34 protein-coding genes are annotated in these 26,038 nt (G+C 67.7%); 18 read left to right on the top strand and 16 right to left on the bottom strand.

Translation table 11 applies throughout. The features are described from left to right. Window positions 1-29: 29 nt before the first annotated feature. The 8 genes from IE305_RS06425 (at window position 30) to IE305_RS06395 (ending at window position 7,540) form a co-directional block, all read left to right on the top strand. Complete coding sequence (locus IE305_RS06425) at window positions 30-1,325, top strand: hypothetical protein (RefSeq protein ID WP_190128456.1); 1,296 nt, start codon at window positions 30-32, stop codon at window positions 1,323-1,325. An 89-nt stretch (window positions 1,326-1,414) separates the two neighbouring features. Next, the gene (locus IE305_RS06420; protein WP_190128455.1) at window positions 1,415-2,524 is read left to right on the top strand and encodes a glycosyltransferase family 4 protein; all 1,110 of its coding nucleotides are present in this window, start codon (window positions 1,415-1,417) and stop codon (window positions 2,522-2,524) included. A 278-nt stretch (window positions 2,525-2,802) separates the two neighbouring features. Then, window positions 2,803-3,024 (top strand): NUDIX domain-containing protein, encoded by a 222-nt coding sequence (locus tag IE305_RS33730; RefSeq protein WP_373311529.1) that lies wholly within the window; start codon window positions 2,803-2,805, stop codon window positions 3,022-3,024. After that, entirely contained in the window at window positions 2,940-3,317 is a 378-nt protein-coding gene (locus tag IE305_RS32835) for an NUDIX domain-containing protein (RefSeq protein ID WP_268255890.1), read from the top strand. The genes IE305_RS33730 and IE305_RS32835 overlap by 85 nt, the downstream gene beginning before the upstream one ends. Before the next feature lie 656 nt (window positions 3,318-3,973). Beyond that, window positions 3,974-5,944 (top strand): ABC transporter ATP-binding protein, encoded by a 1,971-nt coding sequence (locus IE305_RS06410; RefSeq protein WP_373311528.1) that lies wholly within the window; start codon window positions 3,974-3,976, stop codon window positions 5,942-5,944. Window positions 5,945-5,964: 20 nt separating this feature from the next. Further along, entirely contained in the window at window positions 5,965-6,474 is a 510-nt protein-coding gene (locus IE305_RS06405; RefSeq protein WP_190128454.1) for an NUDIX domain-containing protein, read from the top strand. After that, window positions 6,471-7,058, top strand: a complete 588-nt coding sequence (locus tag IE305_RS06400) for an NUDIX domain-containing protein (protein WP_229890651.1) — start codon at window positions 6,471-6,473, stop codon at window positions 7,056-7,058. The genes IE305_RS06405 and IE305_RS06400 overlap by 4 nt, the downstream gene beginning before the upstream one ends. Further along, on the top strand, window positions 7,055-7,540 hold the full coding sequence (locus IE305_RS06395) for an NUDIX hydrolase (RefSeq protein WP_190128453.1): 486 nt from the start codon (window positions 7,055-7,057) through the stop codon (window positions 7,538-7,540). The genes IE305_RS06400 and IE305_RS06395 overlap by 4 nt, the downstream gene beginning before the upstream one ends. Window positions 7,541-7,639: 99 nt before the next feature. Here IE305_RS06395 and IE305_RS06390 read toward each other — a convergent pair whose 3' ends face one another. Together IE305_RS06390 and IE305_RS06385 are read right to left on the bottom strand one after the other, a co-directional pair. Next, on the bottom strand, window positions 7,640-7,831 hold the full coding sequence (locus IE305_RS06390; protein ID WP_229890649.1) for a DUF397 domain-containing protein: 192 nt from the start codon (window positions 7,829-7,831) through the stop codon (window positions 7,640-7,642). Continuing rightward, window positions 7,831-8,682 carry a helix-turn-helix domain-containing protein gene (locus IE305_RS06385; RefSeq protein WP_190128451.1) on the bottom strand — a complete coding sequence of 284 codons (852 nt, stop codon included), beginning with the start codon at window positions 8,680-8,682 and terminating at the stop codon, window positions 7,831-7,833. Before IE305_RS06385 ends, IE305_RS06390 begins: the two co-directional genes overlap by 1 nt. 247 nt (window positions 8,683-8,929) lie before the next feature. Between IE305_RS06385 and IE305_RS06380 the strand changes: the two genes are divergently transcribed. Further along, on the top strand, window positions 8,930-9,271 hold the full coding sequence (locus tag IE305_RS06380; protein ID WP_190128450.1) for a DUF6415 family natural product biosynthesis protein: 342 nt from the start codon (window positions 8,930-8,932) through the stop codon (window positions 9,269-9,271). A 157-nt stretch (window positions 9,272-9,428) separates the two neighbouring features. Then, the gene (gene hemC, locus IE305_RS06375; protein WP_190128449.1) at window positions 9,429-10,376 is read left to right on the top strand and encodes a hydroxymethylbilane synthase; all 948 of its coding nucleotides are present in this window, start codon (window positions 9,429-9,431) and stop codon (window positions 10,374-10,376) included. Between the two features lie 472 nt (window positions 10,377-10,848). Here hemC and IE305_RS06370 read toward each other — a convergent pair whose 3' ends face one another. Then, window positions 10,849-11,871: a DUF2971 domain-containing protein gene (locus IE305_RS06370; RefSeq protein ID WP_190128448.1), complete on the bottom strand. Its 1,023-nt coding sequence runs from the start codon at window positions 11,869-11,871 to the stop codon at window positions 10,849-10,851. A gap of 366 nt (window positions 11,872-12,237) precedes the next feature. Here IE305_RS06370 and IE305_RS06365 point away from each other — a divergent pair, with 366 nt between their 5' ends. The 5 genes from IE305_RS06365 (at window position 12,238) to IE305_RS06345 (ending at window position 15,451) form a co-directional block, all read left to right on the top strand. Beyond that, on the top strand, window positions 12,238-12,801 hold the full coding sequence (locus tag IE305_RS06365; RefSeq protein WP_190128447.1) for a hypothetical protein: 564 nt from the start codon (window positions 12,238-12,240) through the stop codon (window positions 12,799-12,801). Between the two features lie 113 nt (window positions 12,802-12,914). Next, window positions 12,915-13,793 carry a hypothetical protein gene (locus IE305_RS06360; protein WP_190128446.1) on the top strand — a complete coding sequence of 293 codons (879 nt, stop codon included), beginning with the start codon at window positions 12,915-12,917 and terminating at the stop codon, window positions 13,791-13,793. An 829-nt stretch (window positions 13,794-14,622) separates the two neighbouring features. Beyond that, window positions 14,623-14,769 (top strand): hypothetical protein, encoded by a 147-nt coding sequence (locus tag IE305_RS06355; RefSeq protein WP_190128445.1) that lies wholly within the window; start codon window positions 14,623-14,625, stop codon window positions 14,767-14,769. After that, the gene (locus tag IE305_RS06350) at window positions 14,766-15,023 is read left to right on the top strand and encodes a hypothetical protein (protein WP_190128444.1); all 258 of its coding nucleotides are present in this window, start codon (window positions 14,766-14,768) and stop codon (window positions 15,021-15,023) included. Before IE305_RS06355 ends, IE305_RS06350 begins: the two co-directional genes overlap by 4 nt. Further along, a complete protein-coding gene (locus IE305_RS06345) occupies window positions 15,011-15,451 on the top strand; it encodes a hypothetical protein (RefSeq protein WP_190128443.1) in 441 nt (146 codons plus the stop codon). The genes IE305_RS06350 and IE305_RS06345 overlap by 13 nt, the downstream gene beginning before the upstream one ends. Window positions 15,452-15,574: 123 nt before the next feature. Here IE305_RS06345 and IE305_RS06340 read toward each other — a convergent pair whose 3' ends face one another. Continuing rightward, a complete protein-coding gene (locus tag IE305_RS06340) occupies window positions 15,575-15,853 on the bottom strand; it encodes a hypothetical protein (RefSeq protein WP_190128442.1) in 279 nt (92 codons plus the stop codon). A 69-nt stretch (window positions 15,854-15,922) separates the two neighbouring features. Here IE305_RS06340 and IE305_RS06335 point away from each other — a divergent pair, with 69 nt between their 5' ends. Continuing rightward, window positions 15,923-16,204 carry a site-specific integrase gene (locus IE305_RS06335; protein ID WP_190128441.1) on the top strand — a complete coding sequence of 94 codons (282 nt, stop codon included), beginning with the start codon at window positions 15,923-15,925 and terminating at the stop codon, window positions 16,202-16,204. A gap of 1 nt (window position 16,205) precedes the next feature. Here the strand turns inward: IE305_RS06335 and IE305_RS06330 are convergent, their stop codons facing one another. From IE305_RS06330 to IE305_RS06280, 11 genes are all read right to left on the bottom strand, one after another. Continuing rightward, window positions 16,206-16,445: a hypothetical protein gene (locus IE305_RS06330; protein WP_190128440.1), complete on the bottom strand. Its 240-nt coding sequence runs from the start codon at window positions 16,443-16,445 to the stop codon at window positions 16,206-16,208. 310 nt (window positions 16,446-16,755) lie between these two features. Continuing rightward, window positions 16,756-18,510 carry a hypothetical protein gene (locus IE305_RS06325; protein ID WP_373311527.1) on the bottom strand — a complete coding sequence of 585 codons (1,755 nt, stop codon included), beginning with the start codon at window positions 18,508-18,510 and terminating at the stop codon, window positions 16,756-16,758. Between the two features lie 302 nt (window positions 18,511-18,812). Further along, window positions 18,813-19,034: a hypothetical protein gene (locus IE305_RS06320; RefSeq protein WP_190128438.1), complete on the bottom strand. Its 222-nt coding sequence runs from the start codon at window positions 19,032-19,034 to the stop codon at window positions 18,813-18,815. Between the two features lie 75 nt (window positions 19,035-19,109). Next, on the bottom strand, window positions 19,110-19,349 hold the full coding sequence (locus IE305_RS06315; protein ID WP_190128437.1) for a hypothetical protein: 240 nt from the start codon (window positions 19,347-19,349) through the stop codon (window positions 19,110-19,112). Between the two features lie 334 nt (window positions 19,350-19,683). Beyond that, on the bottom strand, window positions 19,684-20,292 hold the full coding sequence (locus tag IE305_RS06310; protein ID WP_190128436.1) for a hypothetical protein: 609 nt from the start codon (window positions 20,290-20,292) through the stop codon (window positions 19,684-19,686). Between the two features lie 291 nt (window positions 20,293-20,583). Beyond that, on the bottom strand, window positions 20,584-20,880 hold the full coding sequence (locus IE305_RS06305; protein ID WP_190128435.1) for a hypothetical protein: 297 nt from the start codon (window positions 20,878-20,880) through the stop codon (window positions 20,584-20,586). Next, complete coding sequence (locus IE305_RS06300; protein WP_190128434.1) at window positions 20,877-21,230, bottom strand: HNH endonuclease; 354 nt, start codon at window positions 21,228-21,230, stop codon at window positions 20,877-20,879. The genes IE305_RS06305 and IE305_RS06300 overlap by 4 nt, the downstream gene beginning before the upstream one ends. A gap of 95 nt (window positions 21,231-21,325) precedes the next feature. Beyond that, the gene (locus IE305_RS06295; protein WP_190128433.1) at window positions 21,326-21,739 is read right to left on the bottom strand and encodes a hypothetical protein; all 414 of its coding nucleotides are present in this window, start codon (window positions 21,737-21,739) and stop codon (window positions 21,326-21,328) included. Window positions 21,740-21,766: 27 nt separating this feature from the next. Beyond that, window positions 21,767-22,252: a hypothetical protein gene (locus IE305_RS06290; RefSeq protein WP_190128432.1), complete on the bottom strand. Its 486-nt coding sequence runs from the start codon at window positions 22,250-22,252 to the stop codon at window positions 21,767-21,769. 113 nt (window positions 22,253-22,365) lie between these two features. Then, window positions 22,366-22,998: a hypothetical protein gene (locus tag IE305_RS06285; RefSeq protein ID WP_190128431.1), complete on the bottom strand. Its 633-nt coding sequence runs from the start codon at window positions 22,996-22,998 to the stop codon at window positions 22,366-22,368. Window positions 22,999-23,065: 67 nt separating this feature from the next. Then, the gene (locus IE305_RS06280; protein WP_229890647.1) at window positions 23,066-23,425 is read right to left on the bottom strand and encodes a hypothetical protein; all 360 of its coding nucleotides are present in this window, start codon (window positions 23,423-23,425) and stop codon (window positions 23,066-23,068) included. A 147-nt stretch (window positions 23,426-23,572) separates the two neighbouring features. On the opposite strand from IE305_RS06280, the gene IE305_RS06275 reads away from it, so the two are divergent. After that, the gene (locus tag IE305_RS06275) at window positions 23,573-24,097 is read left to right on the top strand and encodes a hypothetical protein (RefSeq protein ID WP_190128430.1); all 525 of its coding nucleotides are present in this window, start codon (window positions 23,573-23,575) and stop codon (window positions 24,095-24,097) included. A gap of 6 nt (window positions 24,098-24,103) precedes the next feature. Here the strand turns inward: IE305_RS06275 and IE305_RS06270 are convergent, their stop codons facing one another. Then, entirely contained in the window at window positions 24,104-24,946 is an 843-nt protein-coding gene (locus IE305_RS06270; RefSeq protein WP_190128429.1) for an endonuclease/exonuclease/phosphatase family protein, read from the bottom strand. Between the two features lie 631 nt (window positions 24,947-25,577). Between IE305_RS06270 and IE305_RS06265 the strand changes: the two genes are divergently transcribed. Continuing rightward, window positions 25,578-25,901: a DUF6087 family protein gene (locus IE305_RS06265; protein ID WP_229890645.1), complete on the top strand. Its 324-nt coding sequence runs from the start codon at window positions 25,578-25,580 to the stop codon at window positions 25,899-25,901. The last annotated feature ends 137 nt before the right edge of the window (window positions 25,902-26,038 follow it).

Raw genomic sequence — 26,038 nt, 5'->3', positions numbered from 1 at the left:
TGCCGATCCTCCACCCCTCGGGAGTTCTCTTGCACGACGAATGGGAACACGCCCACACGGACTACACCGTGCCCGCGCGGCGCCGTATTCCTGCCTCGCTGGCCGACAGCGAGGGCGACTGGCGCCACTACCTGGAACACTCCACCCCCAACGGATGGCTGATGCAGCACAGCGCCATGACCGAAGCGCTCGTCAGCGGAAAGCCGATGTACCTGCTGCACACCACCAAAGACATCGACGCCATCCGCACCAGCCGGCAGTTGCACGTCTCCACCGGATGCCTGGTCGGAGCCCTATACTGCTCGCCTCTCGCCAGTCAGCGCGAAGGACTGCGCCCCCACAACCTCGGCGCCTACTTGATGCGGACGAAGCCCTCCACCACGCCCCTGGTCGTCGAGGTCACCCCGGACGCCCCGATCCGGCCCAAGGGCGTCGACTACCTGCATCTCGGCGCCATCCACCTGCGCACCTACCTGCGCTACCAGAGCTTCCTCACCCCGGCCGAGAACGACCAGCTCGACCGCGCCGTGCTGACCGGGCTGCACGCCGCGGCCGCGTTCCTCGACCTCGCTCTGCGCAACGCCGCCGGCCACGCCACTCCGGCACCCGAGTTCATCGACCAGCTATCCGACGCCGTGACCCACGTGCCGTTCCTTGGTTACCTGTACTTTGAGGTGCTGTCCGAATACCTGATGCTCCATTCCACTACTCCAGAGACCAAGACCTTCGCCCAGGCGGGAGAGCTGAACAACTGGCTCTACAAGCGGCTCGCTTTCGCCGCCGTGGACGGCATGGACCAGTTGTTTGACCTGGCCCGTTTCAGCCCGCGCCATCACCGGCTCGTCCAGCTCATCGAAGGCATGGAACCTGTTCTCGGCCCGGGAGTCGCCGAGTACGTCCGGCGACGGCTGTCCCACCTGTTCGCCCGGACTGCGCTGCACCCGTCCGAGGATGCGGCATCGGTCACCTTCCAGGGCGCTGACCTCAGTACGATCCAGACAGCAGCGCCTGGACTGCTCGGCCAGATGGTCTTCCGCGAGATCCGGTACTTGGCCCGCTATCGGCAGCTGTACCACTGCTTCGAGAAATCCAAGGCGCTGGAGGCGTGGGACTACTGGAACAGTGAGGGGATACCAACTCCCTTCAATGGCATCCTCCCCAAGGGAGAGATTGGAATAAATCCCGTTTATCCCCGATCATCAGTCAGGGTGTGGACGGCAGAACAGGACAGTGAAGGCTATTTACATCCGGCCGAGGAGGTCACTGCCGTCTTCATGCCGCACCTGGCGTCGTGGTGGGCGCCTCCCCGTCAGTGCGAGATCTAGAACGCCACGGAAGATTCACGAGTCGAGTTCGCCCTGCGGGCCCGATCTCCGATTCTGACCCACCGGTTATCGATGAATTGAGTTTCCTCATGACCGCTAAGCTCCTGAATATCTTGACCGGCATTAACCGCACCTCCGGCCCTTCGTCCGGGAGTATGATCCTCGTCAGCGATCTCTACGGCGCGATGCCCGAAACCCATACGACCTTCCTGGGTAGGGCGCCGGTCGATCACGCGTGGAAGGCTGCGTTTGATCAGCTGATCAACCTCTCCACGATCAAACGACCTCAAGGCCCGGACTTCGACCCCTACGTCGACGAGCTGACGCGTGAGGTCGGTGCGCTCATCGAGAAGGTGCAGCCGAATGTCATTCACGCCCAGTACCTCGGGTTCGCTCTCAGCCTGGCCTTCACCCGAACTGCTGGCAGCATTCCGATCATCGCCATCGCCCACGGCCCCGACGTGATGGCGGCCGAGCGCAGCGCATCGGAACGCGAGGTCATGAATGAAGTTGCTGCCGCGAGCGCCGCGATCGTGACTCCGACCTCGGTCCTCGCCGACCACATCGATCATCTCACCGGACGCCGATTCACCGATCGACTCACCGTCATCCCATGGGGTATCCCTTTGAGCGATGTCCGGGTACGCAATCAACCACCTACTGGAACCGGACCCCTGTCTCTGGTGCATGCCGGCCGTCTCGACGACAACAAATCCACGATCACTGCCGTCAAAGCCCTCGCTTTAACCGATCAGCCGCACAACTTGACTGTGATCGGCAAAGGAATCCTACGCGAGCATCTGGAGCAGCGGACTATCGAACTCGGGCTGCGGGACCGGGTTCAGTTTGATCCGTTCCTTCCCCGCGCCGAACTGTGGCGCCGCCTGCCGAGCTTCGACGCCTTCATCTTCACGACCAGGGGCCTTGAGGCTTTCGGGCTCGTCCTCATTGAGGCCCAAGCCCACGGACTTCCGGTTATTTACTCGGACCTTCCCGGTGCGAGGGAGATCCTCGGGAGCACTGCCGCGCCCTACACTCCTGGCGACCCGCGCTCGCTGGCCGTGGCCCTAGACGAGATGGGCCGGGACTTCCACCGGCGCAAGGCCCTGACCAAGGCGGCTCTCAATAACGCGCGCCGATACGACATCGCTTCCACCGGTCGCCAGCTTCGCGAACTGACGCTCCGCATTACCTGCTAACCCCTCAAGCAAGCCGTGGTGCTGCCGATTTCCGGAAGGATACCCAAAGGCACCGTCATGGATGAGCGGTCAGTCCCTCAGCATCTCGTCGCGCACCTGGAGCCAGTCCAGGGACGAACGATCCCCTCCTCCAGGGAGAGCTGCGCGAAGGCGCGAGTACGCGGCCCCCGATCAGCTGGCGCACGATCGTCCGGCTGACGTGCGCTGGCGGGCCCCCGGTCTTCTGGCCGTCTCCGGGGCACGTCCGTCAGCGTTGTGCTGGATGTCCTGCCGCGGCAGTGGCAGGACGAAGCTGTTCACGGGAGGGAAGAGAGCCAGTGAGTGAGAAGGGGCAGAGCTACCTGCTCGGGGCGGACGTGTTCATCCAACACACCGATGGCCGCGTGCTGCTGGTCCACCACGCGAAGACGGATCACTGGGTGTTGCCCGGCGGTGGCGCGGACGAGGGCGAGACGCCCCGCAGTGCGCGGTACGCGAGGCTCTGGAGGAAACCGGGTTGACCGGCACACCCGGGCGCTTGATGGTCGTGCAGCACCTCTCGCCGGATCGGATGTGGGGATACACGCGGATCAGGGAGCCTTTCGAGATCTTCGTGTTCGCCTTCGACGTCGAACCGGAGCGGTATACGGACATTCGGGTACCGGACGGGGAACTGCTGGACTGGGGCTGGTTCACGCTGGGCGAGGGCGTGAAGCGGATGGACGTCACGAACGCGGCGCTGCTGACCGCCGCGTTCCGGGTCGCGGGCGGGGAGCTGCCGTGCGCGTACCTGGAAGACGACCAGCTCCTGTAACGGCGGCGGGCCTGCGGGTTTTCCGGTTCGATCGTCAAATCCCGGACCCTGGCGGCGGGTCGGTTAGAGCGCGGAGACTACGGCCATGCCACCACAGCGGCGGCAGTCCCACGAGGTGAAGGAGCCCGTGATGACCGAGGAGACGCAGGAGCCGAAGACCCAGGATGGCGACGCGGTGGAGACCGCCGAGGAGAGCAGCGAGGAGTCGCAGAGCGAGTAGCCACAGCAGGGGCGACGACGACCGCTGACGGATAGCTCACCACCTCCTGCAGCGTCCCCGTCGTCCTGGTGCCTCCTCAAGAGCCGGCGCAGGTGCGTTTCCCTACCTGCGCCGGCGCTGTGTATAGGCCGTGCTGCGGGGCTGATGGTCAGCTCTCGGCGTCGCCTGCACCGGGTGCACTCCGAAGGGGCGGCGGGTTTGACGGTTGGATCGGAAAACCGAACCCCCTACCGATCACGGACCGTGCCCGGAAGGATGCACAGCGTCTCATTCGCGTGACGGCGTCAACGGGAGGAGTCGCTATGGCCGTTGCCGCTGCTGGCCACTCGGTCGCATGAGAACCGGCAGCCACCCGACATGAGTGCTCCTGACCCCTGGCCGATCTCACCTGACAGGCCAGGGGTCTGCCGTTGCGCGCCCGCCCCTCGCCCTGGAGGTGCCGTTGAAGGTCCGAAAACCCCGTACGCCGCAGCATCCGATCTCCGAGAGCGAGAAGCTTCTCTTCAGCGGCACCCTGCGCCACGACAAGGCATGGGCTATCTACGAGGACCCGCTGACGCGGATGTCGTTCTGGGCCATGGCCAAGCAGTTCCCCTCGATGCTCCGGATGATCGCGCGCATCGCCTGGCGTGAGGATCGCCGGGCGCTCGCGCTGCTCCTGGCCGCGCAGCTGGCCTCCGGCGCGATGACCGCTTTCCTGCTCGTGGCCACCAACCAGGTCCTCGTCCATCTGTTCGCCGACGGTCCGACCCCCGAGAAGCTGAAGGAAGCACTGCCGTCGCTCCTGCTGGCCGGGGCCTCCTCGGCCGCAGATGTGCTCCTGGGCTGCCTGATCGTGAAGGTCGAGGGACATCTCTATCCCCGGATCGAACTGTCCTGCGCGACGACGTACTACGGCATGCTCGCCCGCGTCGAGCTGGCGGCCATGGAGGACAAGGACATCCAGCGCCAGCTCACCCTGGGCCGGTACGGCACCGACTCCGTCCGGCAGATGCTCGACAGCTCCGTGTGGGTCACCAGCGGCCTGATGAGCCTGGGCGCGGCCGCTGTCGTCCTCGCCGCACTCCACCCGCTCCTCGTCCTCGCGCTGCTTCTGATCGCCGCACCGCGCTGGTGGGGCGCCGTCGTCGTCATGCGCCGCGCCTACGCCTCCCGGCACGTGTGGAACGACCACCGCCGTGCCGTGGACCAGATCATCTACCCCCTCACCCGGGCCGAGGTCACCCCGGAACTGCGGGTGCACGGCGCCGGTCGGCTCTTGCTGCGCGCCCAGAAGGACATGGGGGAGACCGCGGCCCGGGAGAAGTCCCGCTTGGCCGGTGCGGAGGCCGGCACCGAGATCGTGGCGGCCGCCATGTCCGGCACGGCGCGCATCGTCGCCTATGGCGTGCTGTGGTGGCTCCTGGTCGCCGGCGGCCTGCCGCTCGCCGCGGCCGGAACGGCCGTCCTCGCCATCCGCTCGGCCACCGGCTACCTCAACCAGGTCGTCCACCAGCTCAACCGCATGTGCGAGGAGTCGCTGTACCTCGCCGACATGAACAACGCCGTCAAGCTTGGCGCGCAGCACGCCATCCCCACCGACGGGACCACCGTGGAAGGCCCGGGGGTCGAAGTCGTCCTCGAGGACGTCTCGTTCCGCTACCCGAACGCGGAGCGGTACGCGCTGCGCGAGGTGTCTCTGACTATCCCGCAGGGCAAGGTTGTCGCCCTCGTCGGCGAGAACGGATCCGGGAAGTCCACGCTCGCCGGGCTCGTGGCCGGCCTGTACCTGCCCACGCACGGCACGATCACCTACAACGGCGTCGACGTGCGCGACGCGGATCGCGAGTCGGTCTTCGACAAGGTCGCGATGCTGTCCCAGACCGTCGCCAGTTGGCCGATGACGGTCGGGGCTAACATCCACATCGGCGACGGGGACCGGCCGATGCACCGTGACGCGGTCGTCGCGGCGGCCGAGCGTGCGGACGTCCACACAGTGATCGAGGAGCTGCCCCACCAGTACGACTCGATCGCGGTAAAGGGATTCGAACGCGGCGTGCGGCTCTCGGGGGGTCAGTGGCAGCGCGTCGGGTCCGCGAGGGTGCTGTACCGGCAAAGGCACCTGGTCATCGTGGACGAGCCGACCGCCGCGCTCGACGCTCGCGCCGAGGTGGAGACGTTCGAGTCGCTTCGGTCGCTGACGGACGACGGCGTCACCACCGTCGTGCTCATCACACACCGGCTCGCGGCCACCGCTTTCGCGGACGTGATCTACGTCCTCCACGAGGGCCGGCTGCTGGAGTCCGGCTCCCACCGGGAGCTGATGGCCCACAAGGACGGGCACTACCGGGAGCTGTACGAGTTGCAGGCGTCCCAGTACGACACCGCCGCCGAGCCGGGCGCGAAGGTGCCGACCCAGAAGACGTGACGACGAGGGGAGGGGACAGCGTGGCGAAGCGGCAGATGCCCATGCCAGTGGAGGAGTACATCAAGACATTGCCGCCGCTCACTGGCTGTGCGGGAGTGCTGTTCACCGACACGAATGACCGGCCGCTGATGCTGCACTCGATCTACGAGGGGTATTCCTGGCAGCTGCCCGGCGGGATGGTCGACCACGGCGAGGACCTGCGCTCGGCAGCACTGCGGGAGGCCCAGGAGGAGACAGGGCTCCGGGTGAGCAGCCCGATGAACCTGCTTCTGCTGGAGTTCTGGCACCCGATCCCCAACTGGCCAGGCGCGCGCGTCATGGCCGTCTTCGACGGCGGAGTGCTGTCGGCGCACGACCTGGCGAACGTCAAGCTCGCCCCGGACGAGCACGACACGTTCGCCTGCCGGACCTGGGACGAATGGATCGACCTGGCGACGCCCGCCCATCGGCGGATGCTTCTGGCCCTGCGCGAGGCGCGCCGTACCGGCGTGCCCGGATACCTCGTCTTCGATGCTCCTGCCGGCGCGTGAGCGTCATCGGACAAGGCGAGGCGCTGGTGTTTCTGCCGCAGTCGGCAGCGGCAGAACCCAAGACCACAACGAGGAGGAAGGGGACAAAGGTGAGCGAGTGGTTGCCGCTCAACGAGTACGTAGGGACGTTGCCGAAGGCCGCGATGTTCGCGGGGCTGTACTTCACCGACACGGCGGGGCGGCCGTTCCAGATGCTCTCGGCACGCCGCGAGGACGTGTGGCAGTTCCCCGGTGGGGATACCGACCACGGCGAGACGCCCTTCGAGACGGCCGTCCGGGAATGCCGCGAGGAAACCGGGCGGGACTTCACCGGCCAGCCGCGTCTACTGGCCACGATCTACATGCCGGTCGGGCTGTGGCCGGTGCCGAAGACCGGCTTCATCTTCGACGGGGGAACCCTGAGCCCGAAGGACCTGAAGTCCATCCGCCTCGATCCGCACGAGCACTCGCGATGGGAGGTGCGAGACCTGGACGAGTGGGCTGACGTTCTCAATCCCTCGACGTGGGGACGGCTCGCCGCGGTGGACCGGGCACGCCGTACGGGGCACGCCGTCTACCTCGAGCACGAGGAGGTGCCCCAGTGACGGCCCGAGAGACCCGTCAGCGCTTCGGCGCAGGAGCCTGGGGCGTCGTCCAGCAGGACGACGGCCGGGTGCTCCTGCTGCATCACCGGCGTTCTGGGTTGTGGACACTTCCGGGCGGCCGGGTCGAGCCCGGCGAGACGCTCAAGGAGGCGGCGGTCCGCGAGCTGCAGGAGGAGACGGGGCTGCGCGGCACAGCGGGACGGCTCTTGGTCGTCCGGCAGGCTCGGGCCGGCACCTATTTCGGCCCGATGCAGCGCCCGCACGACTCCCACCACTTCGTATTCGCCATGCACGTCACCCCCGAGCAGTTCGGCCACATCCAGCCGCAGGAGAGTGAGGTGCTGGACTACCGGTGGTGGGCACGGGACCGGGCAGTCGCCGAGATCGGCGAAGGGCCCTCGTCGCTCCTGACCGCTGCCGTCGGCGTACTCAACGGTCAGATTGAGGGCTGCGCCTACCTGGAGGACGACGAGCTGAAGTGACCCTCGGGGCCAGCGGGACCCACCCCGAGGCACACGCGTCGGCGCAGGCCGCAGAGATCGTGGCCTGCGCCGACGCCGTGCTTCACGGGCCGCCACGGATCACGAGGAAAGGTTCCCGCTCGTCTCGGCGACGGCGGTTACGAACGAGGACCAGGCCGCGCGCGAGACGACGATCGGTGTCCGGCTGGTGTCCTTGGAGTCCCGAACGTACATCCCACCGGCGGGCGGTTGCACTGGCACTTGGAGGCACTGTCCGCCGTTCTGGCTGTGGCTGCTGCTGCGCCACTGCATTATGGACAGGTCAGGTCGGCTGCTAGACATGGATATAGTTCCTCAATTGCCTTGCTGATTAGCTCTCTTGTCGCGTCAGGCTGGAGAGCGCGAGAACGGATGTGATCATAGAGGTACATGAGGTCAGAGACCTCGGTGCGTCCACTGATGAACGTTCCGAAGCTGTTTCCTGTGTCCCTCCATGCGCGAACCCGATCGTTTGGGCCTTCCCAGATGATCACAGTTCCCACGTCTGGGCAGCCGATGGATTCCGCAAACGGCAGGATGCGAAGCTCTACGTTCGGCTCGCGCGACCGTTCGATCAAGTGCTGGAGCTGCTCGCGCATGATTCTTGTGTCGCCGGTCTTGACATGCAGGGCTGACTCCCACAGAACGCACCTGAAGAGCGGCGCGTCCGGCCTTCTGAGAATCGCGCGCATCTCGGCTCGGTAGACGAGCTTGTCCTCGAGTTGGCCCCCGAAGTACGCGAGACCAGCTTCGAGGCCGATCCGTGTGTGTTCCTCGGTCTCAAGCATCGCAGGAACGTAGTTCCCGATGTGATAGGTCACCTCCGCGTGCGACTGGGAGGTCAGGAAGCTGCGAACCCGCGTGGAGTCCGGGTTGTCGTCGAGTTCGTCGCGCTGCTTCCAGAGCCGGCCGCGCGCGTCTAGAGCGCTGTCGAGGCTCCGCACGGTGTCGCGGGAAGGCACGTAGTCGCCAGTCTCGATCTTGGAGATGAGGCTGTTCGACATCGCGGCCTCGCGCCCGAGCCTGGCTTGGCTCCAGCCCTTGGCGAGTCGGAGCTCCCGGAGTAACGCCCCGAACTTCGCGGCCCTTGACCTGGCGGGGTCAAGTCGCTTTGGGGCTGGCATGGTTGCACCCCCCATTTGATAGTTGATCTGTCAAACCGCTGGTGGGGTCGATCGTAGGCCCACGGTGGGATGCTCAAGGGCGGAACCGGAAACCTGGCTCCGGACGATGCGGCTCCGTGTTCTACCCCCTGCCGTGATGCCCTCCTAGCGGCGCGCCACACATGCGCCGGCCAGGTGTTTCTCGCCACCCTTAGAACTGTCCGGTTCCGGCCGATGAACCAGGTACCTACCGGGCGAAGGAGAAGCGATGACGGCGACCGCTCCCGGTGCGACGGTGACCGACAAGGAAGCGATCCAGCGACTTATCAACGCTGCTCACCGCATGTACGGCGGCCCCCTGCCCCCGTACCAGGAGGTGCAGGCGGCCCAGGGCGACCTGCTCGCGGTCATAGCCAAGCTCCTGGCGGTCGTCGAGGCCCGTGCCAGTCACCGTCAGGACGGCATGGCGGCCCGTACCTGCGAGACGGCGCGCCGAGACATGGCGGCCGGCCTTGGCCCCGGCCTGAAGTCGGCGGTCGCTGCGGTGAACCGCCTCGCGGTCGACACCGCCGACCTCCTGCACTACCTGCCCCGAGCACCCCGGAAGTGAAGCTCCTCCGGTGCTTCTGCGGCCTCCCCAGGTGGGTCATCGAAGCCGTCCTCGGTGCCGCGCTGATCTTCGGTGCCGAGCTCGTGGTGCTCGCTCTCGTGTGGCCGGAAGCGATCCGTTCGATTCTGGAAGTTCTCCTGAAAGGCTTACATCTGCAATGAGCGTTGACGTCATTCGGATCGCGACCCGCTCCTCCCCGATGGCCCTCGCCCAGGCCCGCCATGTCCAGCAGCTGATCCGGGACCTCAACCCCGAGGTGAAGTCCGAGCTGATGCCGCACACCACGACCGCCGACCGGTGGAAGGGCGATCTGTCCAAGCTCGGCGGGAAGGGCGGCTTCGTCGCCGGTGTCTCCGCCCTGGTGGAGAGCGGCGAGGCCGACATCGCGGTGCACTGCGTCAAGGACGTCCCCGGTGACGTGCCCCAGATCGAGGCGCTGACGTGGACGGCGTTCCTGCCCCGCGACGACGTACGGGACTGTGTCCTCTTCCCCGAGCACTCCGACCACACCAGCCTCGACACGTTGCCCAAGGGCGCCACCGTCGCCACCTCGGCCGTGCGCCGCAAGGCCCAGCTGCTCCGCGACCGCCCGGACCTGAAGGTCGTGCCGATGAGGGGCCTGGTGCACCACCGCATCAACAGCCTCGACCATGCCGTGGACTACGACGCCCTGGTCCTGTCGTACGCCGGCCTCGCTCGCGTTGGCCTGCAGAACCGCGCGGCGCAGATCCTCGAGCCCGAGCGGATGCTCCCGGCGGTCGGCGCCGGCGTGCTGGGCATCGAGGCCCGGTGTGATCGGACGAATGTACGGGCCTTGGTCGGGCGGCTGGCGCACGCGCGTACCACGGCTGAGGTGACGGCCGAGCGGGCGATGCTCGCGAAGCTGCGCGGCCACTGCAACTCCCCGGTCGCTGGGTACTGCACCACCGGTTCGGACGGTCAGCTCTCGCTGAGGGGCATGGTGTTCTCCCCGGACGGCACCCAGTTCGCGCACGCCCACATGTGGGGCGGGGCGAAGAACGAGCCGAACCAGCTCGGTGTCCTCGTCTTCGCCGAGCTCATGCGGCAGGGTGCTCGCCGCATCATCGACTCGATCCCCCACTGACCGCACCGTCCCGCCGCGGCGGCGAGCAAGAGCTGGTCGCGGGTCGCGCGTGCCGACATCTCATTCCGCGCACCCCGCGACCTCCCATCACCACTCATGAAGCAAACCCGTAGCGTCGCCGTCCTCCAGGTCCTGCGCTGGACGGCGTGACAGGCGGCCGCGGGGCGCGGAAACCACTGGTCACGGCACGCCGCGCCCCGCGGTCTTCAGGTGTTCCTTTCCCATGCTCACGACACGATGGGGTGATCTTGTGTCCGAAAGAGGATCGGTGGTGCTTGTGGTGGGTGAGGACGTCGGCAAGTCCTGCGAGGAGCCGCCCTTCGGGGCCCGACGCGTCTTCATCGGCCAGGCCGACGGGTTGCCGAGCTTGAAGTTGTGCGGAGTGTGGCTGACGCGCACCCGGGACGCTGCGCATGCCTTAGAGGGGATCCGCCGGGTCGGCACCCGGTTACGCCGCTGATCAACGGAGCACCTAGAGCCGAAGGGAAGTGTGGGACGGAACTACGCGCACGTGGTTCATGTCGAACCGATCGAGAAGCTGGCGAGTTCCGTACATCCGCTCCGCATGGTGCTGCCCAGGGCCGACAATCACCTCAGTAACAGCATCGGGGAGAAACGCGACCTGAATATAGGGCGTGACGCCTACCGGGCTGACCCGGAATTCCACATCATCCCGCATCTCTTCGCGTGGGATCATCAGACGCCACTCACGCTCTTCCCTGAATGCCGGATTCTTGATCATTGTGAGTGCTCGCAGATAGTCGCCCATCAGGCTGAGATCCGGGCGCAGATGCGACGGAAAGAATTCCGTAGGGTTAAATTTGGCAGCCTCGTTAAATCCGTAGTAGATCTCATGGAACTCCCCCTTCTCGCGTTGCATGGCAATGTTTCGCAATGCCTTCGCTTTAAAGCCAATCGAATATCCGCCCACGCCACCGTAACCCCGCCACTGGCTCAATAGGTCACCATTTTGGCAGAAGCAGGAGACGTAGACGTGAAGTGGCGAGTTCCGGGAGGGGCCCCGCATCTGCCCTAGGCCCTCGATGATGACATCGAGGGCCTCCAGGAGGCTGTCCCAGTCGTCTGCGCCTGCGTCCACGTGGCATCCCCAATTTTCCCGCCGCTCTTCCCGGGCGGCGAGCTCATGGGCAATTTTTTCATCGTCTATGTACCCGGCTACCAGCTGTTCGCGTAGGCTAACTGCGCTCCGTTCCTGTTTGAGGGCGCTCAGCAATCCCTCGCCAGCATAGGTCAATTCTTGGGCGTCGTTCAAGAACTCGACATCGGTAGCCCACAGAAGGTGATTAGAAATGATTCCCCGTAGGCCATCCGCAGGCGTGTAATGGTAAACGACCTTCGATTCGCTGGCGGCACTACGGCTCGGCTCAATTTCACCCCGCGTAACGATTCCCTCGATCTCGTCAAGCCAGTCGGGGAAGATTTCTGTCATCGGATCAGTCATGGCGGATGCTCCCGGGTGGTCGATCGCGCCCATTCCGGGACGTTCGTTTCGAGGGTTCAATCGAATCACTCGTTAAACATAATTCTTGCGCCTGTCTCCCGTGCGCGCCACTCGCGCCGGGCGATATTGACGACAGTCATGGCTGTCGCACGCTCGGTGGCCCAACTTTCCATGGTGCACCGTCAATCTTCGATGGCATAGGGCAATTGCTGGTCTCGGCGATCGCACGCAACACCAGCAGCCGCGACATCGCCGGGGCGTCCCCTCAGTCATCCCCGCCAGTCGCCGAGGAAATCCCTATCGCGCACTGCCGTACCGCACGGTCAGGGCGGCAGCGCGCGACCGTAGCGGCCGCAGCGGCGATGGTGTCCGCCCCGAACGTCACCGAAGGGAGTGCCTGTGGAGGTCCGCACGCGGGAGCGGGAGTTCGTGGCGCTTACAGCCCGGCTGGTGGCGGGCCGCGCCAGCGCTGCCGCGACGCCCAAGAAGAAGCGGTGCGGGCGGAAGGCCGTCCCGCTCGAGTCGGTCTCCGTCCCGGAGCCGCCGGACCTCAGCACATCCGTATCCGCGCTGCCGGGCGCCGGGCGGTCCTGGACGCTGCTCATGCCATACGGCGAGCTGTTGACCAGCAACCAGCGCCTTCACCACATGGCCGAGTACCGCGTGCGCAAGCGGCTTCGCCAGGAGGCGGCGCTGACGGCGCGGGCGCACCGACTGCCGCGTCTGGAACGCGCCGCGGTGTACTACGTACTGCACCCGAGGCCCATCAAGCGGAAGCGAGATCCGGGGAACTGGGCGCCGACTGCGAAGGCGTATGTGGACGGCCTTGTCGACGCCGGGCTCGTCCCGGACGACAACTCGGACTACCTGGTCGGCCCGTATCCGGAGATGGGCCGGCCGGTAACGACCGGCGGTGCGCGCATCTCCCTTGTCGTGGTCGAACTCGCTCCGGTGAGTATCTGACCTGGGGCGATTCGAGGGGTGTAACAAAATCGCGGCCGGCGCGTACCTAGACGCGGGGCTCTGCTTGGGAGTCCTTGGTACGTCTAAATTTCTATACAGGAGATGCCCCTCCGATGAGCGCTGCTATTGCCGTGAAGGCTCCCAGCTACCCCGCACCTAGGACGCTTCGGGAGCTGGACGGCTTGCTGTCGAATTCCGGTGGCCCGAGCGCCCACATCATCGTCCTGCCCCCTCAGCTGGCCGCCCGGCTTCTTCGCCGCAACACCAAGAACCGCAATCTGAGGACTGCGGTGGTCGAGGACTACGTGCGCGACATCCAGGCGGGCACGTGGCCGCTCAACGGCGAGGCCATCAAGCTCGACGTGCAAGGCAACGTTCTCGACGGCCAGCATCGCCTGCACGCCATCGTGAAGGCCGAGGAGCCGGTCACCACCTTCATCGTCGGCGGACTGCCCCCAGAGGCGCAGACGACGATGGACTCCGGTCTGCGGCGCACGACGGCAGACGCCTTGTCCCTTGCGGATGAAACCAATGCCATCACGGTCGCTGCCATTCTCCGCAAGGTCTGGACGTGGCAGCAGGGCGACCGCAGGTTCACGCGCCGTATCAGCCCCACCACCACGGAGTCCCGGGCCCTCCTGGAGAAGCACCCCGAGATCCGGCGCTCCGCCGAAATCGCCATGCGCACTCGGGCGGCGTTCCCGCACATTCCCCAGTCGGCACTGGGCACTGCGCATTTCCTCTTTAACGCCATCGACCCTGACGAGTGCGCCTGGTTCTTCCAGCGTTTGGGGGACGGTGTCGAACTGTCCAGTGGCCATCCGATACTCGCGCTTCGTTCCCGGGTCACGTCCGAACGTGCCAAGGAAGGCCGGATCGCGTGGGAGCGTCACCTGTCCTACCTGGTGTCCGCCTGGAATGCCGTGCGTGAGAACCGGCCGTTGACTCGGCTGGTCGTCCGCCCTGACGCCCCCGTGCCAAGCCCGAAGTAGCCCTCAACATAGGAGATGCCCCTCCCATGAGCACTACCTTTGCCGACGGCTTGGACACCTCGGTCGTGGACTGGGAACCGGTGTATATACGCCTCCAGCCCCAAGCGGCCGAAGCGCTGGCTCTCGCCGCCGGGTTCCCCGTCTTCCCTCCCCCTATGCCCCTCACCTCCGTCGCGGTCCGCAGCGAGGTACCGTGCCCGGCCTGTGGCGGCGGCCGCGTGCTGCGGTTCTGGCGTGTGGAACGGCGGGCGCTCATTGCCGGGTCGAGGTGCCGGCGGCGGCACGTGTTCGTAATGGCGCCGCCGCTGCCGTCCCCGTGGGTGGAGGGCGAGGCGTGACCGCGCTGGCCGTAGAGATGCCCACCCCGCTGTGGGCTGGACGCGCCATCGTGCGGGCGGCAGGCCGAATGGCACTGCACGTGGCCGTCGAGGGCGCCCAGGTGCCCTCCGCCGCAATGTTCACCGTGCCCGTGGAGTGCCGCCCGGACGCCGAGTCCGCGCCGGGCGTACGGCCGTGGGCCGGACCCGTCGACGAGGGACGGCTGTGCGCGCCATGCCTGCGAGCACTGCGAGGAGAGCCCGAGGCGGAACTGGCTTCGGCTGGTGCCTGCAAGCACGGTCCCGACCGCTCCGGCCCTGGACCGGCGAGGACACTCCCGGGGGAAAATGCCGATCTCCCGGCGTACGACGAACCGGGCCTGCCGGCCGAGCACGACGGGCGGCCGATCCGATGGTCCGAGTGGGGCGAAGCACCGAAGCCGTCTCATGCATGCGGTTGGTGCGGGGATCCCGGGCCGGGCGCGATGGCGGGCGGCCGTCAGGGCAACCCGTTGGCGAAGGACGACCCGCTACGCTGGTTCGTCGCCTACCGCTGCTCGTACTGCCAGGAGACGCGCGTCTACCAGCAGACCGGAGCAGCCGACCTGAAGCCGATCGCCCACTTCAAGCCCAGGTCCCCGAAGGGAGTCCGCGCATGAGCGCCACCGCCGAGCCGTCCGCGAAGCTGCTCGGGGAGGTAGCGCTGATCGCGTGCGGCCGCCGAGAGGGCAAGACCCGATCGTGCCCGTCATGCGAGCGCAAGGCCCCGGCCCTGCTGAGCATCGCCCGCACCGGAGCCCTGGACGCCCTCGCAGCCGCCATATGCGGCGACAACAGGAGCGCCTGCCGAGACTGCCACGCGAAGGCCGAGACGATCATCGGCGAAAAGGTGAGAACGCTGTGCGCCGGCTGAGCGGAGAGATCGGTCCGCGATCTGGGCGGGCCCGCTTCATGGGGGAGCTACTGCCGCTGGAGGGCTGGACCAATGTCGAGCTGCACTGTCACCTCGACGAGGTCAGGCCCTCCGACCGGCACCCGGACCTCGCGCAGGTTCTGCTGTCGGTGCCACCACCCGAGGAGCCCGGCTGCGTCGACCAGCGGGTGGAAGCCCTTGCCGACTACATCAGCCGCACCGTGGAGCTGGGCGCCGGCATTGAGGAACTCGAGCCTTGCGGCCGGGCTGAGTCGTACCGGTACCTCGCGGAGGCCCTGGTCCCATGGCTCGCCGCTGCCCCTCGCCGAGAGCTGAGGGACGCGTGGGACCGCGGCTACGAGGCGGGCCGTCGGCACGCTGACCATGGAGCTGAACCAAGCCGCGATTCCGGCGCGCTCTCGCGGTGAGCACGCGAGGGCAGTAAGTCGGGTTACCCGGCCGCCTGACCCGGCCGTGGAAGGGCCGTCGTGGACCTCGTGTCCCGGCGGCCCTTCTGCGTTCTCCAGGCGTATGCCGGGCCACGGGCGGGTTCAGGGCGCGCTTGGGTCCGAGGCGCACAGCGGGCAGGCCGCCTTGTACTCGTCAAGGTCCACGCAGACGACGCAGTCCTGATCGCCTTCTCCGGCCAGCGGTGCACCGCCCAGATCGAGTCCGCACAGCGCTTGGTTCGGATCACAACAGTAGGTGTGGCTGATCATGCCGCTGGCCGGCATAGCCGTAGTGGGGGCCGCAGCCGGGGCTTCGCCGCGGGCGCGCGCGACGACAGTTCGAGTGGCGTGCTCAAGGGCTGCGAGGAACGGATCCGTCATGAGTACGGAGGGTAGCTGGGCCTTGCCAGATCGCTGCCCGAAGGGCCGGGCCGCCTCCATACTGGCGTCATGACGGAACAGCCGGAGCTCATGACGGTGGAGCAGGCCCGTGCGCTGGTGAACGCCGCGCTCGCGGACGACGAGCTCGACCTTGCAGTGCCCCTCGGGCTCTCCCTCGCGCTTCGTGAGGGCCTGCCCAGCAGGGTGCTCTCCGCGCTGTCGCGCGGGGACTATCACCCGGCGGTCGACGACGTTCCGGGGAGCCTGACCTACCGTGACGGCGACCAGGTCCGCGTCGTCACGCTCTCGCCCCAGTCGGAACTCTTGCTCTCCGCGTACCTCTCATCCTGACCTACCAGAGGGGCCACGTCTCAAGATCGTTCGACAAGCGGCGCCAGCCCGAGGGGAACGGCGATTCCGTGGAAAACCGATACTCGCCTTCGGCCAGGTCCTGCTGCTGGTCCTGCGGATCGCATCCGCACGAGTTGCTGTGGTGACTCCAGCACAACGGCTCAGCGTCCGGCTCCGGATAGTCCAGGTCGCGCCCGGTGTCCTCGGCTCCCTCTACGTCGCTGAACACTTCGCTCGCCACGGGCTCCCCCTCCGCTCCTTGGTCACGCGGTCCCAGGCGGCATTGGAGTCGCCACCAGACGAGTGTGCCCCGCCAGTACCTGCCCCGTCCGGCTAACGCGTTGCATCCTTCTCCTGCGCCCGGCAGGCCGGGCAGACCGGCTGGGACTGCTGGCCGTACCGGACGGTGAGACCGCGGCAGCGCACGCACGGCCCGACCTGCCGCGGCTCGCACCCCAGGACGATCGCAGCCGACGCCCGGTCCGTTGTCGGGTCCAGACGTCTCGGTGTGTCGTCCACGCTTACGAATCTACTCATGGCACAGGCGTCTTTCAGTTAAGGAGGCCGCGGCGGCGCGGCTTGTGAAGGGGCTCCGGCTCATACAGGGCCAAGAGCACGGCTTCGGCCCGGTCCGGCGACTTCATGCCGCGCGACTTCATGGCCTTCTTCGACTCGATCTGGGTGTAGCCGCTGGTCGTCGACAGCAGCTTCGGGGTGGAGAGCTGCGCGGCGGCCTTCTTGTCGACATAGAGACGCAATCGTCCGCGACCGGAGGACGGGTCCGGCTGGAGGAGGCTCCTGGTCGCCAGCCACATCTCGTCCCGTTTGCGCCACGGTCGCATGACGGCGCCGGGGTCGTCCTGGCTCGGAGACTCCGACACCATCACGCCGACGATCTGCGCCCGGTGCCGGCCGGTCTCCGCCCACCGCTCCAACATGCTGACCACTCCGTGGCCGATGCCGTTCTGGTCGACCTTGACGCGCACGGGGTGCGGTGAGTTCAGGGCATCGGCGAGGCGCTGCGCAGCATGGATCTCCTCGAGCACTACCTCGGCGACGGACACCTGGTTGTCATTCGCGGCGCCGGCGGACGCATGCCGGAACTCCAGCGCGTCACCGACGGCGCGGTACACCGTGAATTCATCTCCGCCGTCGGCGGCCACGTCGACGCCAAGACGGACCCAGGCGCCTTCACGGACGGTGTGCTGCGCGGTCTCGCCCTCCAGCCCGAGGTCACACAGCCGGTGCCAGCCGTCTGCGGTGGGGTCCTCGTACGCCATGGCGGCCTCGACCCAGCTCGGCGGGATGACGATGCCGCCGCCGCCCTTGGGGAACCGGGCAAAGACCTTGGCGATCACGTACGGGTGGTCTTCGCCGTAGGACCTGATCGTCCGGTCCACCCAGTCCTGGTCGGGCATGTGGTCGGCGAGGGAGTGCCGCTCGACGCCTTCGGGGCAGTCGGTGCAGTACGGGGCGAGCTCGCCGGTGATCGCTGGGGAGTCGAGCGAGGAGATCGGGATGGTGATGGTGGTCGGCTCGCTCGGGTCGTCGCCCTCGATGCAAAGCTCCTCGAACCAGCTGGCCGGATCGTCCATCGCGGGGTTGCCGATGGCGAGCATCGCCGCGTGCCCGCCGGTCAGCAAGTTGTTGGTGCCGTGGCCGATCATCGGGGCGATACCGCCCGCCTCGTCGACGATGAGCAGCAGGTGAGGCATGTGGATCCCCTGCATCGCCGCCTCATCATTTGCCGGGGCGGAGAAGCCGTACGCGGCCACGAAGTCGTTGCCGTACGGGTCGGGCATCTTGTACTGAACGGTGTCGCAGGCGCCGGGCAGGCCGGCACGGGGGACGACTTTGCGGATGTGCGGCCACAGCTGCCGTTGCACCTGCCGGAAGCGGGTCGCGGTGGTGATGCACAGCGCGGTACCGACGGGGTAGACGTTGGTGAACCAGACGGCGGCGCGGGCGGCGAGGTGGGTCTTGCCGACGCCGAAGCCGGCGGGGACCGCGACTCTTTTGTGATCGACGATGGCGTCGAGGACTTGGCGCTGCTTGCTCCACAGCGATTCGCCGAGGACGTCTTCGACGAAGCCGGAGGGCGTGTCCCGCCACAGGCCGTAGAAGGAGCCGGTGGCGCGCTCGACTTCCCGCATGACATGGGGCCGCTCGCGGGCGGTCAGGCGGCTCTTGAAGGCGTTGCGGCGTTCCGTGGGCGGCAGTCGCAGCAGGATGTCGGCGACGTTGGCCGCGTCGCGGGAGACGACGCCGGGGCGGGCGTGCTGCAGCTTCGATGCCGGGGGGACCACGCGGGTGCGTGTCGGCTGCTCAGGCTGCGGGCGGGACATGGCCTGGAAGGTGCCGCCCGTGCCGGGTTTGTGTCGCGGGCTGGCCGGGCGCCCATGCCCTGACGCCCGGCCAGCCCGCCGTTCCGGCGCGCTGTGTGACGAGACTGAATCGCGCGCCGGGGTCCGGCTCGAGGCCCGCGCAGCCGGGGGTGAGGGGAGCCGCGCGGGCCTCAGCACTCAGTAGTACGCCGGGAGCGTCGATCCTGTTACACCCGGCTCAACGACCTTCTCCTGCGGTCGGCGGCGCGCCGTCGGGGCTGGTCCTACGCGGGTTCGCTGGACAGCGTGATTCCAGCTAGACCGGGGGCCTCGGCGGTGATCTTCAAAGGGCCCTTCACGAGCATCTGCGGGGTCTCGACGTCGTCCTTGTCGATGACCAGGGTGGCCGGGAGCGTGACCGTGCCACGCTGCGGGTCCTTCAGGACCAGCTCGCACTGCACGCCCCGGCCGTCGTGCTGCCACTCTGCCTTGATCGTCACCATCATGCCGGGACCCTAGTGTGTAACTCGGACGAGCCCTAGAGGACGAACCTGGCTTTCCGGGTGGCCGCGGACCGGCGGTCACCCAGGAGCTGTCACTTCGTCGGCGGCGGGCAGACGGCTGGCCAGGACGGCCATGAGCACCGCGTGCTCCTCGTTCGCGCGGCGCACCGCTTCCTGGATGATCACGGCTTCTGTGACGGCGACGGCCCGCTCCTCGGGATCAAGCTGGTACCAGGGGGTGAGCTGCGCGCCGCCAGCGGCCAAGACCTCGCGGCGGGTCTCGTAGTAGTGGCGGGCCAGAGGGACAGTGTCGGGCATGGTCGTCATACCGGGGGGAACGTCGCTTCTGCCGAATCTGTGACAGTGGCGCCGTCCGCTTGGAGTACGTCGTGGAACCGCTTTCGTCGAAGGGGCCGGTTGCTGACCGCCAGATGCCGACGGTGCCTGAGCGAAGCGAAGGCACCGTAACTACTTGATGGTCTTGCTTGATGTTCTTACTAAAGGCGCCTGATCTGCCGGGACCCGGTCCACCGGGACCCGGACCACCGGAAGCCGGGTTCTCCGGCGCCGGATTTTCAGGCCCCGGTCAATCACCGAGGACTGAAAACCCGGCCCCGGTGGAGCTTCGGGGCCGGGCCAGAGGGTCGGAGGCTCAGTGGCCGCGGCGCTTTGCCGCCTTGTTCTTCACGTCCCGCACGTACTTCGGAGTGGTGTTGCCGAGCTTGGCGATGCGGTCCGTCGACCAGCCGTACGGGTCTTCGGTGAGCGCGAGCGCGGCGTCCTGCAGGAACGGCATCGCGGCCTTCCTGCGGGCCGCGGCGACCGCCACCGTCGCAGCGAGGGCCGGCAGCCGGTCGCTGGCCTCGTCGGAGTCGAGGCGCGGCACGCCGGCCTTCTGCGCGGCCGCGATGCGCTCCTCGGCGGTCATGCGGGCGTTGAGGTCGCCCCCGGGGTTGATCGTCGCCTTCTTGTCGCCGTGCAGGGCGAAGCGGCGCATCTCGGAGTACGCGTTGGGGAGGATGCCGAGGACCTTGTCCAGGCCGCGGACGCCGTCGTAGAACCACAGCGACAGAGCGGCCTGGTTACGCTCCTCAGTGTGGGCGGCAATCTCGAGGTCGGCCTGCTGCACGATCTCGCAGGCCCTCTTGAACCGGTCGTCGGGGCGGGCGATCTTGCCCAGCTCCTCCTTGACCTGGCTCGTGGCCTCGGCGCGCAGCGTCTTGTGGTCGGGAACCGTGAGCTTGTGGTGCGCAGCGGGCATGACTGGCCTCCGTCGGGTAGGGCACCGGGCTGGTGCCGGCGAAGGCTGGGGCAACCCCATGCCGAACGAACCCACAAATAGTACAGCGGAGGGCGTAGGATTGTCATGGCGTGACCCGCGCACCCCTCCTGAGCAGGGCAAACCCCAACCGGCCGAAAAGGATCACCGGCCCCCCGACGTCGACGTGCGTACCTGGATCACGGGAATGCGGAGCGTCAGTGAGGGCGATCCGGCCGACTGCCATGCGCGGGACGGCGCTGCGCCGCAGAACGCCGAGCCCGACCAGTCGCCTCACAGCCACCACATCAGCCGCCGCAGACCGCGACGAGATCGCGGCAGCGGCTGGAACTCCTCGCTCTCCTTCGCCCAGGGGTCACCCCTCCGCGCCTTGTACTCGGCACGGGAGTAGAGGGGGAACACGGCCCAGGTGCGGCGACCGACCGTGAGGGCGGGCCCGCAGGCGCCGTACGGCCGCTCGTCGCGGTGGTAGGTGTAGCCGACCGCGAACCAGATGCCGGGCGTCTTCGTGGTCCAGGTGCCGGCCGTCCACCGGCCGAAGTCGATGAACCCTGCGGCCCCGCGCTTCATCGGGCCGCTCCCACGACCGCGGTGCGCACGCCGTCCGGGGTGAGCCGGTACACCCGCCCGTCCGCGTAGCGGACCTCTACCTTGTCGGGGAGCTGCGGGCGCCTGACTTTCCACCCGGCCTCGTACGAGGGCTTCGGGTTGTCCTCAAACCAGCCGTTGCACACCTCGCAAGCCAGCAGCAGGTTGTGCGCCTGGTTGATCCACACCTCGCGCGCGCCACCCATGCCTCTGTTGACCCGGTGGTGGATCGTCAGCCGGTGCAGGGAGCCGCAGCGGACGCAGCACCCGCCGTCGCGTTGGAAGACGAGGTCGCGGACTGTGTCCGTGGGGCCGGTGCGTCGTCGGGCCACGATCGGGCCTCCGTCCTGCCCGGCCGCCGGACCGCGGGCGCGGTCCTGGATGAAGCAGCGGGGCGAGCGACGGGAGAGTGGACGGTGGCCGCACCTTACGTCGCGTTCTCCGGCGGGCCCCACCCGGCGGCGACACACGCCGGGCAGCGCTGTGCGAAGTGCTCGGCGAGCGCCTGGTTGTGCCGGCGCGTCTCGCACCCCAGCAGGAGGGTGAACCGCGGCACCGACAGCTCGATTCCGAGCACGAGGGGTGGCAGGTCCGGGCAGTAATGCAGGTAGCTCAACCCGTTGCTCAGCACGAGGGCGTGCAGGACGCGCTTCCACAGGCCCGGCGGCCGTTTACCGGCGGGCCCGTAGTAAGCCTCTCGGGTCTGCCGGATGACGGAGACGTACAACCTGACCGGGAAGCTGCTCATGCTCCAGGTGCGGACCTTGATGCCGTCGCTGTTCGTCGGGATCTGGGAGAGCACGGAGACGTCGGGCGCCCATCGGAAGCGGTGAAGGCTCATGGGGGCGGACCGTACGAAACGGCCTGGTCAGTGTCGCGTCGCGTCGGCGTCGTGCTCATCGAGGGCGCGCTCCAGGGCGTCGAGGATCGCCACGGCGTCCGGGATGGTGGCGAAGGAGATGACGACCTGGCCGTGACCGATCTTGCCGAGGGTGAACTCGAACTGCGCGGCCGACCCCTCGCACTCATAGACGTACGTGCCGGGCGGCGCCTCGCACAGCGGCCCGTCGGCGTAGTCGAGGTACGGGAGCCGGATCCCATCAACGGCGCGCGCGATCACCTCGTTGGGGACCCGGTCGAACTCGACGTTGGCGCGCCCCTCGTCGTCGAGGCAGACCCTCCCGCCGCCGAGCCCGGCCTCCTCGTACTCCAGGCGGATGTCGTTGCAGCCGACGTACCGCGGACGGTCGCCGAGCCGGGGGAAGGCGGCCTTCAGCGCGGCGACGGCCGCGGCCTGCGTCTGGTGCCAGTGCTGCTCCCAGGCATCGATGGCCTGAAGGACGGCGGGCTGCATGTGGTGCTCCGTTCATCACCGGGCACGGCCACAGAAACGTGCCGGGCAGGTAGTGCAGCGGGGCAGCATCCCGGCCAGCAGGGCCTACCGTCGCGGCGACCTGCGTGAGGGCGTCAGGAGGGCGCCCAAGGCGTACGCCGCTCGGACACCGCTATGACCTCATGCCGGTAGCTGGCCCGCCACTTGATGGTGATGACAGGGCGGTCCGACTCCTCGTCGGCGACGGCGACGACTGCTTTGGCCAAGGCGAAGGGCACGACGCCTTCCACCTCGGCCCTCTCGACGCTCATCGTGCCGACGGGGACGTACGCGCCCTTGGCCACGGTCGTCGTGATCTGCCAGTGCTCCTCGCCCTGCTCGATGGTCTGTATCCACAGGAACTTCAAGGTCACGAGCAGTGTGCCGTCGGAGAACGCGAAGGTGCCTGACCTGCGGTCGTACGACCCCAGGCAGTCACCCGGTCGACGCGCCGGCGCGACCGGTACAGGTGCTGGCTTACTCGGTACGGGGAAGGCGTGCCCGCACGCCGTGAACCTCACGGTGCGGCCGCTCCTCTTCCACCGGCCTGTCCGGGCGCAGAGCGGGCAAGGCTGCGCGTACAGCTCGTCGAGTTCGGCATCCGTCACGAAGTCATCGGGGTCACTCAATTCGCGCTGCTGTGCTGCGATATGGCCGCGTTGTAACGCTTCCCACTTCGGCCATGTCAGGGCAGAGGAGACGGTGTCGGCGGAGGCGAAGTCGTTCATGAGGGCATCTTGCCCAGCCCGCCGCCCGTGAGCACAGTCGCGCCGCCACCACATGCCCCGCAGCATCTCAACCAGCGTCAACAGCCTGCTGTGCCCGGTACTGGGCGATGAGGAGCGCGAAGGTATCGCTAGTGAAGCCGTCGGCTTCCTCGAGCGCCGCCGCGGGCAGCAGGTCGCCGGAGTCATAGCCGAGTGCCGGCCGCCCGGCCACGTGGGCGCACAGAGCGTCGAGGCGGTCGAGGAGCGCGGCGCGGCGTGCCTGGTCTTCGTCAAGGGAGCGCAGCCACCTCCACCGGCCGCGGACGTCGGCGGGGCGTGGTGGCAGGGCACGGCGAATCTCGTCGGCCCGTTCGGTGAGAGCGTTCCACACCGGCACGACGAGGTTCTGGCCGTCGCGCGGCTGCACGCCCCTGGTGGTCGTGGTCATGAAAGCGATGGTCGCAGCGGGTACTGACAGCGGGCCCACACAGCATCGCGGCTCGGGGGGCAAACGGCGGCGACGGCCCCAGAGTCCCGCTCGTCGAAACTGAGGGAAGCCGCTGACACGATGGCCATGGGCCCGTAGGTTGGCGGTATGGCTGACATGCGGGATCTGTGGTGGGCAGCGGGGCGGATGGCGTTCAGCGTCGCGGAGAACGACGACTGGCGGAACTCTCGGTGGAGCGAGGCCCTACGCCGCTCGGCAACGCTTCTGGAGCCCGTCTGGCCCAAGGCGTACAGCAGTGGCCCGTTCAGCCAGGCCCTGCCCACCATCGCCCTGCTCCTCTACTCGCAGCAGCTCAGCGACGAGCCGGAGCACGTGCCGGTGGAGGAGATCACCGAAGCGCTCGCTCGGCGAAGGGACGCCGAGGACGAGCCGTCCCTCGAGGACGTCATCCGGGACGGGCTCGTCAAACGCCACCACGACCTCAGGGACGACTCGCAGCTGTCCGTGCTGTTCCGCTGGCTGACCGAGTACCGCCCGCCGTTGACGCACTCCTCGGACGGGTTCGAGCTCAGTTCAGCGGACCAATGGCCCGGCGGCACGCTGATGGGCGCTGCAGCGGCATGGGCAACCCACGCCTTCAACTACCACTACCTGGGGCGCAGCAGCGCGTGACCCCCGTCAGACGGCCTGCGTGAGGCGGCTCAGGTCGTAGTCGGCGCTCACGGCAGCATGGTCCGACAGCTCCTTGTCCACCGGCTCCATGTGCACCTGGTAGCTGACCTGCGCAACAGCCATGTCAGGGCTCTCCAAGATGAGGTCCTGGCGTCGCGGTACGTCGCCATTACCGAATGCGGCCGTCGCTGCCGTGTCCTGACCGAAGGGGGCACTGGCGTCGGCGAAACCGGCGCGGGCGAGCAACTCCACCGCCTCGCGGTCGGATACCTCCTGTTGGCCGGGAGACCGCAAATGTCCGTTGAGCAGGTGAGGTGGAAGACAGGTCCAGTCCGGTTCGGCGTACCCGGCCCCGATGGAGTTGATGTCGCCGACGACCAGAGCCCGGCGTCCGGGAGCGGCCAGCACTTCCAGCGGGGCGACCTCGCGTGCCCGGTTTCGCGGGTCGAAGGGGTCGAGATGGAGGTTACGCAGCTCTACCTGACCGTCGACACCCGGCAGGAGCAGGTTCGCCCAGCCCATCACATGGTGGAAGCGATCCCGGTCGGCCCCCTGCGCAGCGACCCTGATGCGGCTGCTGAGCATGATCACGCTATGGAAGCGATGCCCGCTGGTCGTCTCATTGGCGTAGGCGAGGAACGCGGACCCCATTTCGAGCGCATTGAGGGTCTGGTACATACGCCTGTTGCCGAGCAGGTCCCAGAAATTGCACTCCTGTAAGGCCAGAATGTCGGGCTGCAGACCCTTGAGAAATGCGATCTGTCCGTCCCAGCGATTGCCGGCACCGAGCCCGAAGTCGTCGTGCCCACCGAACAGGGTGTTGAACGTGACGACCTTGATGACGGTCATGCCCTTCCATCCCTCCCAGTCCTGCCGCAGTCTGTCAGCCGCGGCAGGCGGGCGGTGGTGAAACGGCCAAAGCTCGAGAATCGTCAGCAGGTTACGACGAAGAGCCCACTGGCCCCGGCGGTTGCGCCCGTGTCGTCGGGAGGAGTGGACGGCTGCGAGGTCGCCCCACCGGAACTCTCGTCTCCCTCCCCGGTCTGGCACTCGAGGTCGTACATCAAGCAACTCCGCTCCGGGGCCAGGCCTCGCGTCGGCTCGTCGGTGGGAGGCCACGAGGTCGGCGGGCGGGACGGCGCAGGGTCGGGCGCGGTGCTGCTGCCGAAGACTGCGACGGATGCGATCACGACGCCAACGATGATGAGGACGGCGCCGACGACGAGGCCGACGGCACGGCGAGAGAGCGCGGGTACGGTCATTGGGCTTCCTTCCGGAGTGGAGAGACGGAAGGACGGACAGTGAACGCCGGGCCGGGCTTGTGTCGCTCGGTGTTAGAACGAGCACACATGGCAAGCCACGGTCGAGATGATGCGGTCTGCGATCAGTTCCCTGCACCGCGCGTCGTGACCAATGCGTCATGGCTTCCGAATGCCGCCAGGAGTGGCCGTGCGAGCCGCGGTTGCGCCACGATGCTGCGATGGACGAAGAGCCATTGGAGGACTGGGCGCGGCGACGCGAGGAGCGCCGGGCCCGGTCGAGGGGGAAGCTGCGGGCGGTGCCGCTGACGTCAGGCCCGCACCGTGGTGCGCACATCGAGCCGACCGCGCCGAGGGTGATCCAGGAGTGGAGCGGCAGCGAGTGGGTGACGGTAGGCGTCGTGCCGGACCTGGCGGCCGCGAAGGCCGTCTTGTACCCGCGGCAGCCTGTCGAGGAGCGCCCGGCCGAGTGGGACCGGCCCGCGATGGGCAAGGGGCGGGGCCGCCACCGGCGGCCCTCTGCGGCAGAGGACCGGGATCGCTGACCTCCGGCTTGATCGTTGTCGCGGGGCGGATGGTCCGGTAGACAAGGGGGGATGCCGCTGGGCGTCGTGGAGGGAGGGGCACCGATGCTGGGATGGCTGAGATCGAGGAGCACCCGGGCGGAGCGCGGGCTGGCATG

The organism is Streptomyces mashuensis (genome assembly GCF_014654785.1).
GTDB classification, from domain to species: Bacteria; Actinomycetota; Actinomycetes; order Streptomycetales; family Streptomycetaceae; genus Streptomyces; species Streptomyces mashuensis.
Note: the sequence above shows the minus strand (reverse complement) of the source record. Positions and strands in the feature narration are given on the sequence as shown.

What these genes read in the sequence shown, in the direction of transcription:
- IE305_RS06360 (WP_190128446.1), top strand. Translation starts at nt 12,915, where the DNA reads ATGAGCGCTGCTATTGCCGTGAAGGCTCCCAGCTACCCCGCACCTAGG.
- IE305_RS06420 (WP_190128455.1), top strand. Translation starts at nt 1,415, where the DNA reads ATGACCGCTAAGCTCCTGAATATCTTGACCGGCATTAACCGCACCTCC.
- IE305_RS06290 (WP_190128432.1), bottom strand. Translation starts at nt 22,252, where the DNA reads ATGCAGCCCGCCGTCCTTCAGGCCATCGATGCCTGGGAGCAGCACTGG.
- IE305_RS06270 (WP_190128429.1), bottom strand. Translation starts at nt 24,946, where the DNA reads ATGACCGTCATCAAGGTCGTCACGTTCAACACCCTGTTCGGTGGGCAC.
- IE305_RS06390 (WP_229890649.1), bottom strand. Translation starts at nt 7,831, where the DNA reads ATGCAGTGGCGCAGCAGCAGCCACAGCCAGAACGGCGGACAGTGCCTC.
- IE305_RS06340 (WP_190128442.1), bottom strand. Translation starts at nt 15,853, where the DNA reads ATGACGGATCCGTTCCTCGCAGCCCTTGAGCACGCCACTCGAACTGTC.
- IE305_RS06335 (WP_190128441.1), top strand. Translation starts at nt 15,923, where the DNA reads ATGACGGAACAGCCGGAGCTCATGACGGTGGAGCAGGCCCGTGCGCTG.
- IE305_RS06265 (WP_229890645.1), top strand. Translation starts at nt 25,578, where the DNA reads ATGGACGAAGAGCCATTGGAGGACTGGGCGCGGCGACGCGAGGAGCGC.
- IE305_RS06315 (WP_190128437.1), bottom strand. Translation starts at nt 19,349, where the DNA reads ATGCCCGACACTGTCCCTCTGGCCCGCCACTACTACGAGACCCGCCGC.
- IE305_RS06285 (WP_190128431.1), bottom strand. Translation starts at nt 22,998, where the DNA reads ATGAACGACTTCGCCTCCGCCGACACCGTCTCCTCTGCCCTGACATGG.
- IE305_RS06295 (WP_190128433.1), bottom strand. Translation starts at nt 21,739, where the DNA reads ATGAGCCTTCACCGCTTCCGATGGGCGCCCGACGTCTCCGTGCTCTCC.
- IE305_RS06350 (WP_190128444.1), top strand. Translation starts at nt 14,766, where the DNA reads ATGAGCGCCACCGCCGAGCCGTCCGCGAAGCTGCTCGGGGAGGTAGCG.
- IE305_RS06370 (WP_190128448.1), bottom strand. Translation starts at nt 11,871, where the DNA reads ATGGGCGCGATCGACCACCCGGGAGCATCCGCCATGACTGATCCGATG.
- IE305_RS06280 (WP_229890647.1), bottom strand. Translation starts at nt 23,425, where the DNA reads ATGACCACGACCACCAGGGGCGTGCAGCCGCGCGACGGCCAGAACCTC.
- IE305_RS06385 (WP_190128451.1), bottom strand. Translation starts at nt 8,682, where the DNA reads ATGCCAGCCCCAAAGCGACTTGACCCCGCCAGGTCAAGGGCCGCGAAG.
- IE305_RS06275 (WP_190128430.1), top strand. Translation starts at nt 23,573, where the DNA reads ATGGCTGACATGCGGGATCTGTGGTGGGCAGCGGGGCGGATGGCGTTC.
- IE305_RS06305 (WP_190128435.1), bottom strand. Translation starts at nt 20,880, where the DNA reads ATGAAGCGCGGGGCCGCAGGGTTCATCGACTTCGGCCGGTGGACGGCC.
- IE305_RS06380 (WP_190128450.1), top strand. Translation starts at nt 8,930, where the DNA reads ATGACGGCGACCGCTCCCGGTGCGACGGTGACCGACAAGGAAGCGATC.
- hemC (WP_190128449.1), top strand. Translation starts at nt 9,429, where the DNA reads ATGAGCGTTGACGTCATTCGGATCGCGACCCGCTCCTCCCCGATGGCC.
- IE305_RS06320 (WP_190128438.1), bottom strand. Translation starts at nt 19,034, where the DNA reads ATGATGGTGACGATCAAGGCAGAGTGGCAGCACGACGGCCGGGGCGTG.
- IE305_RS06310 (WP_190128436.1), bottom strand. Translation starts at nt 20,292, where the DNA reads ATGCCCGCTGCGCACCACAAGCTCACGGTTCCCGACCACAAGACGCTG.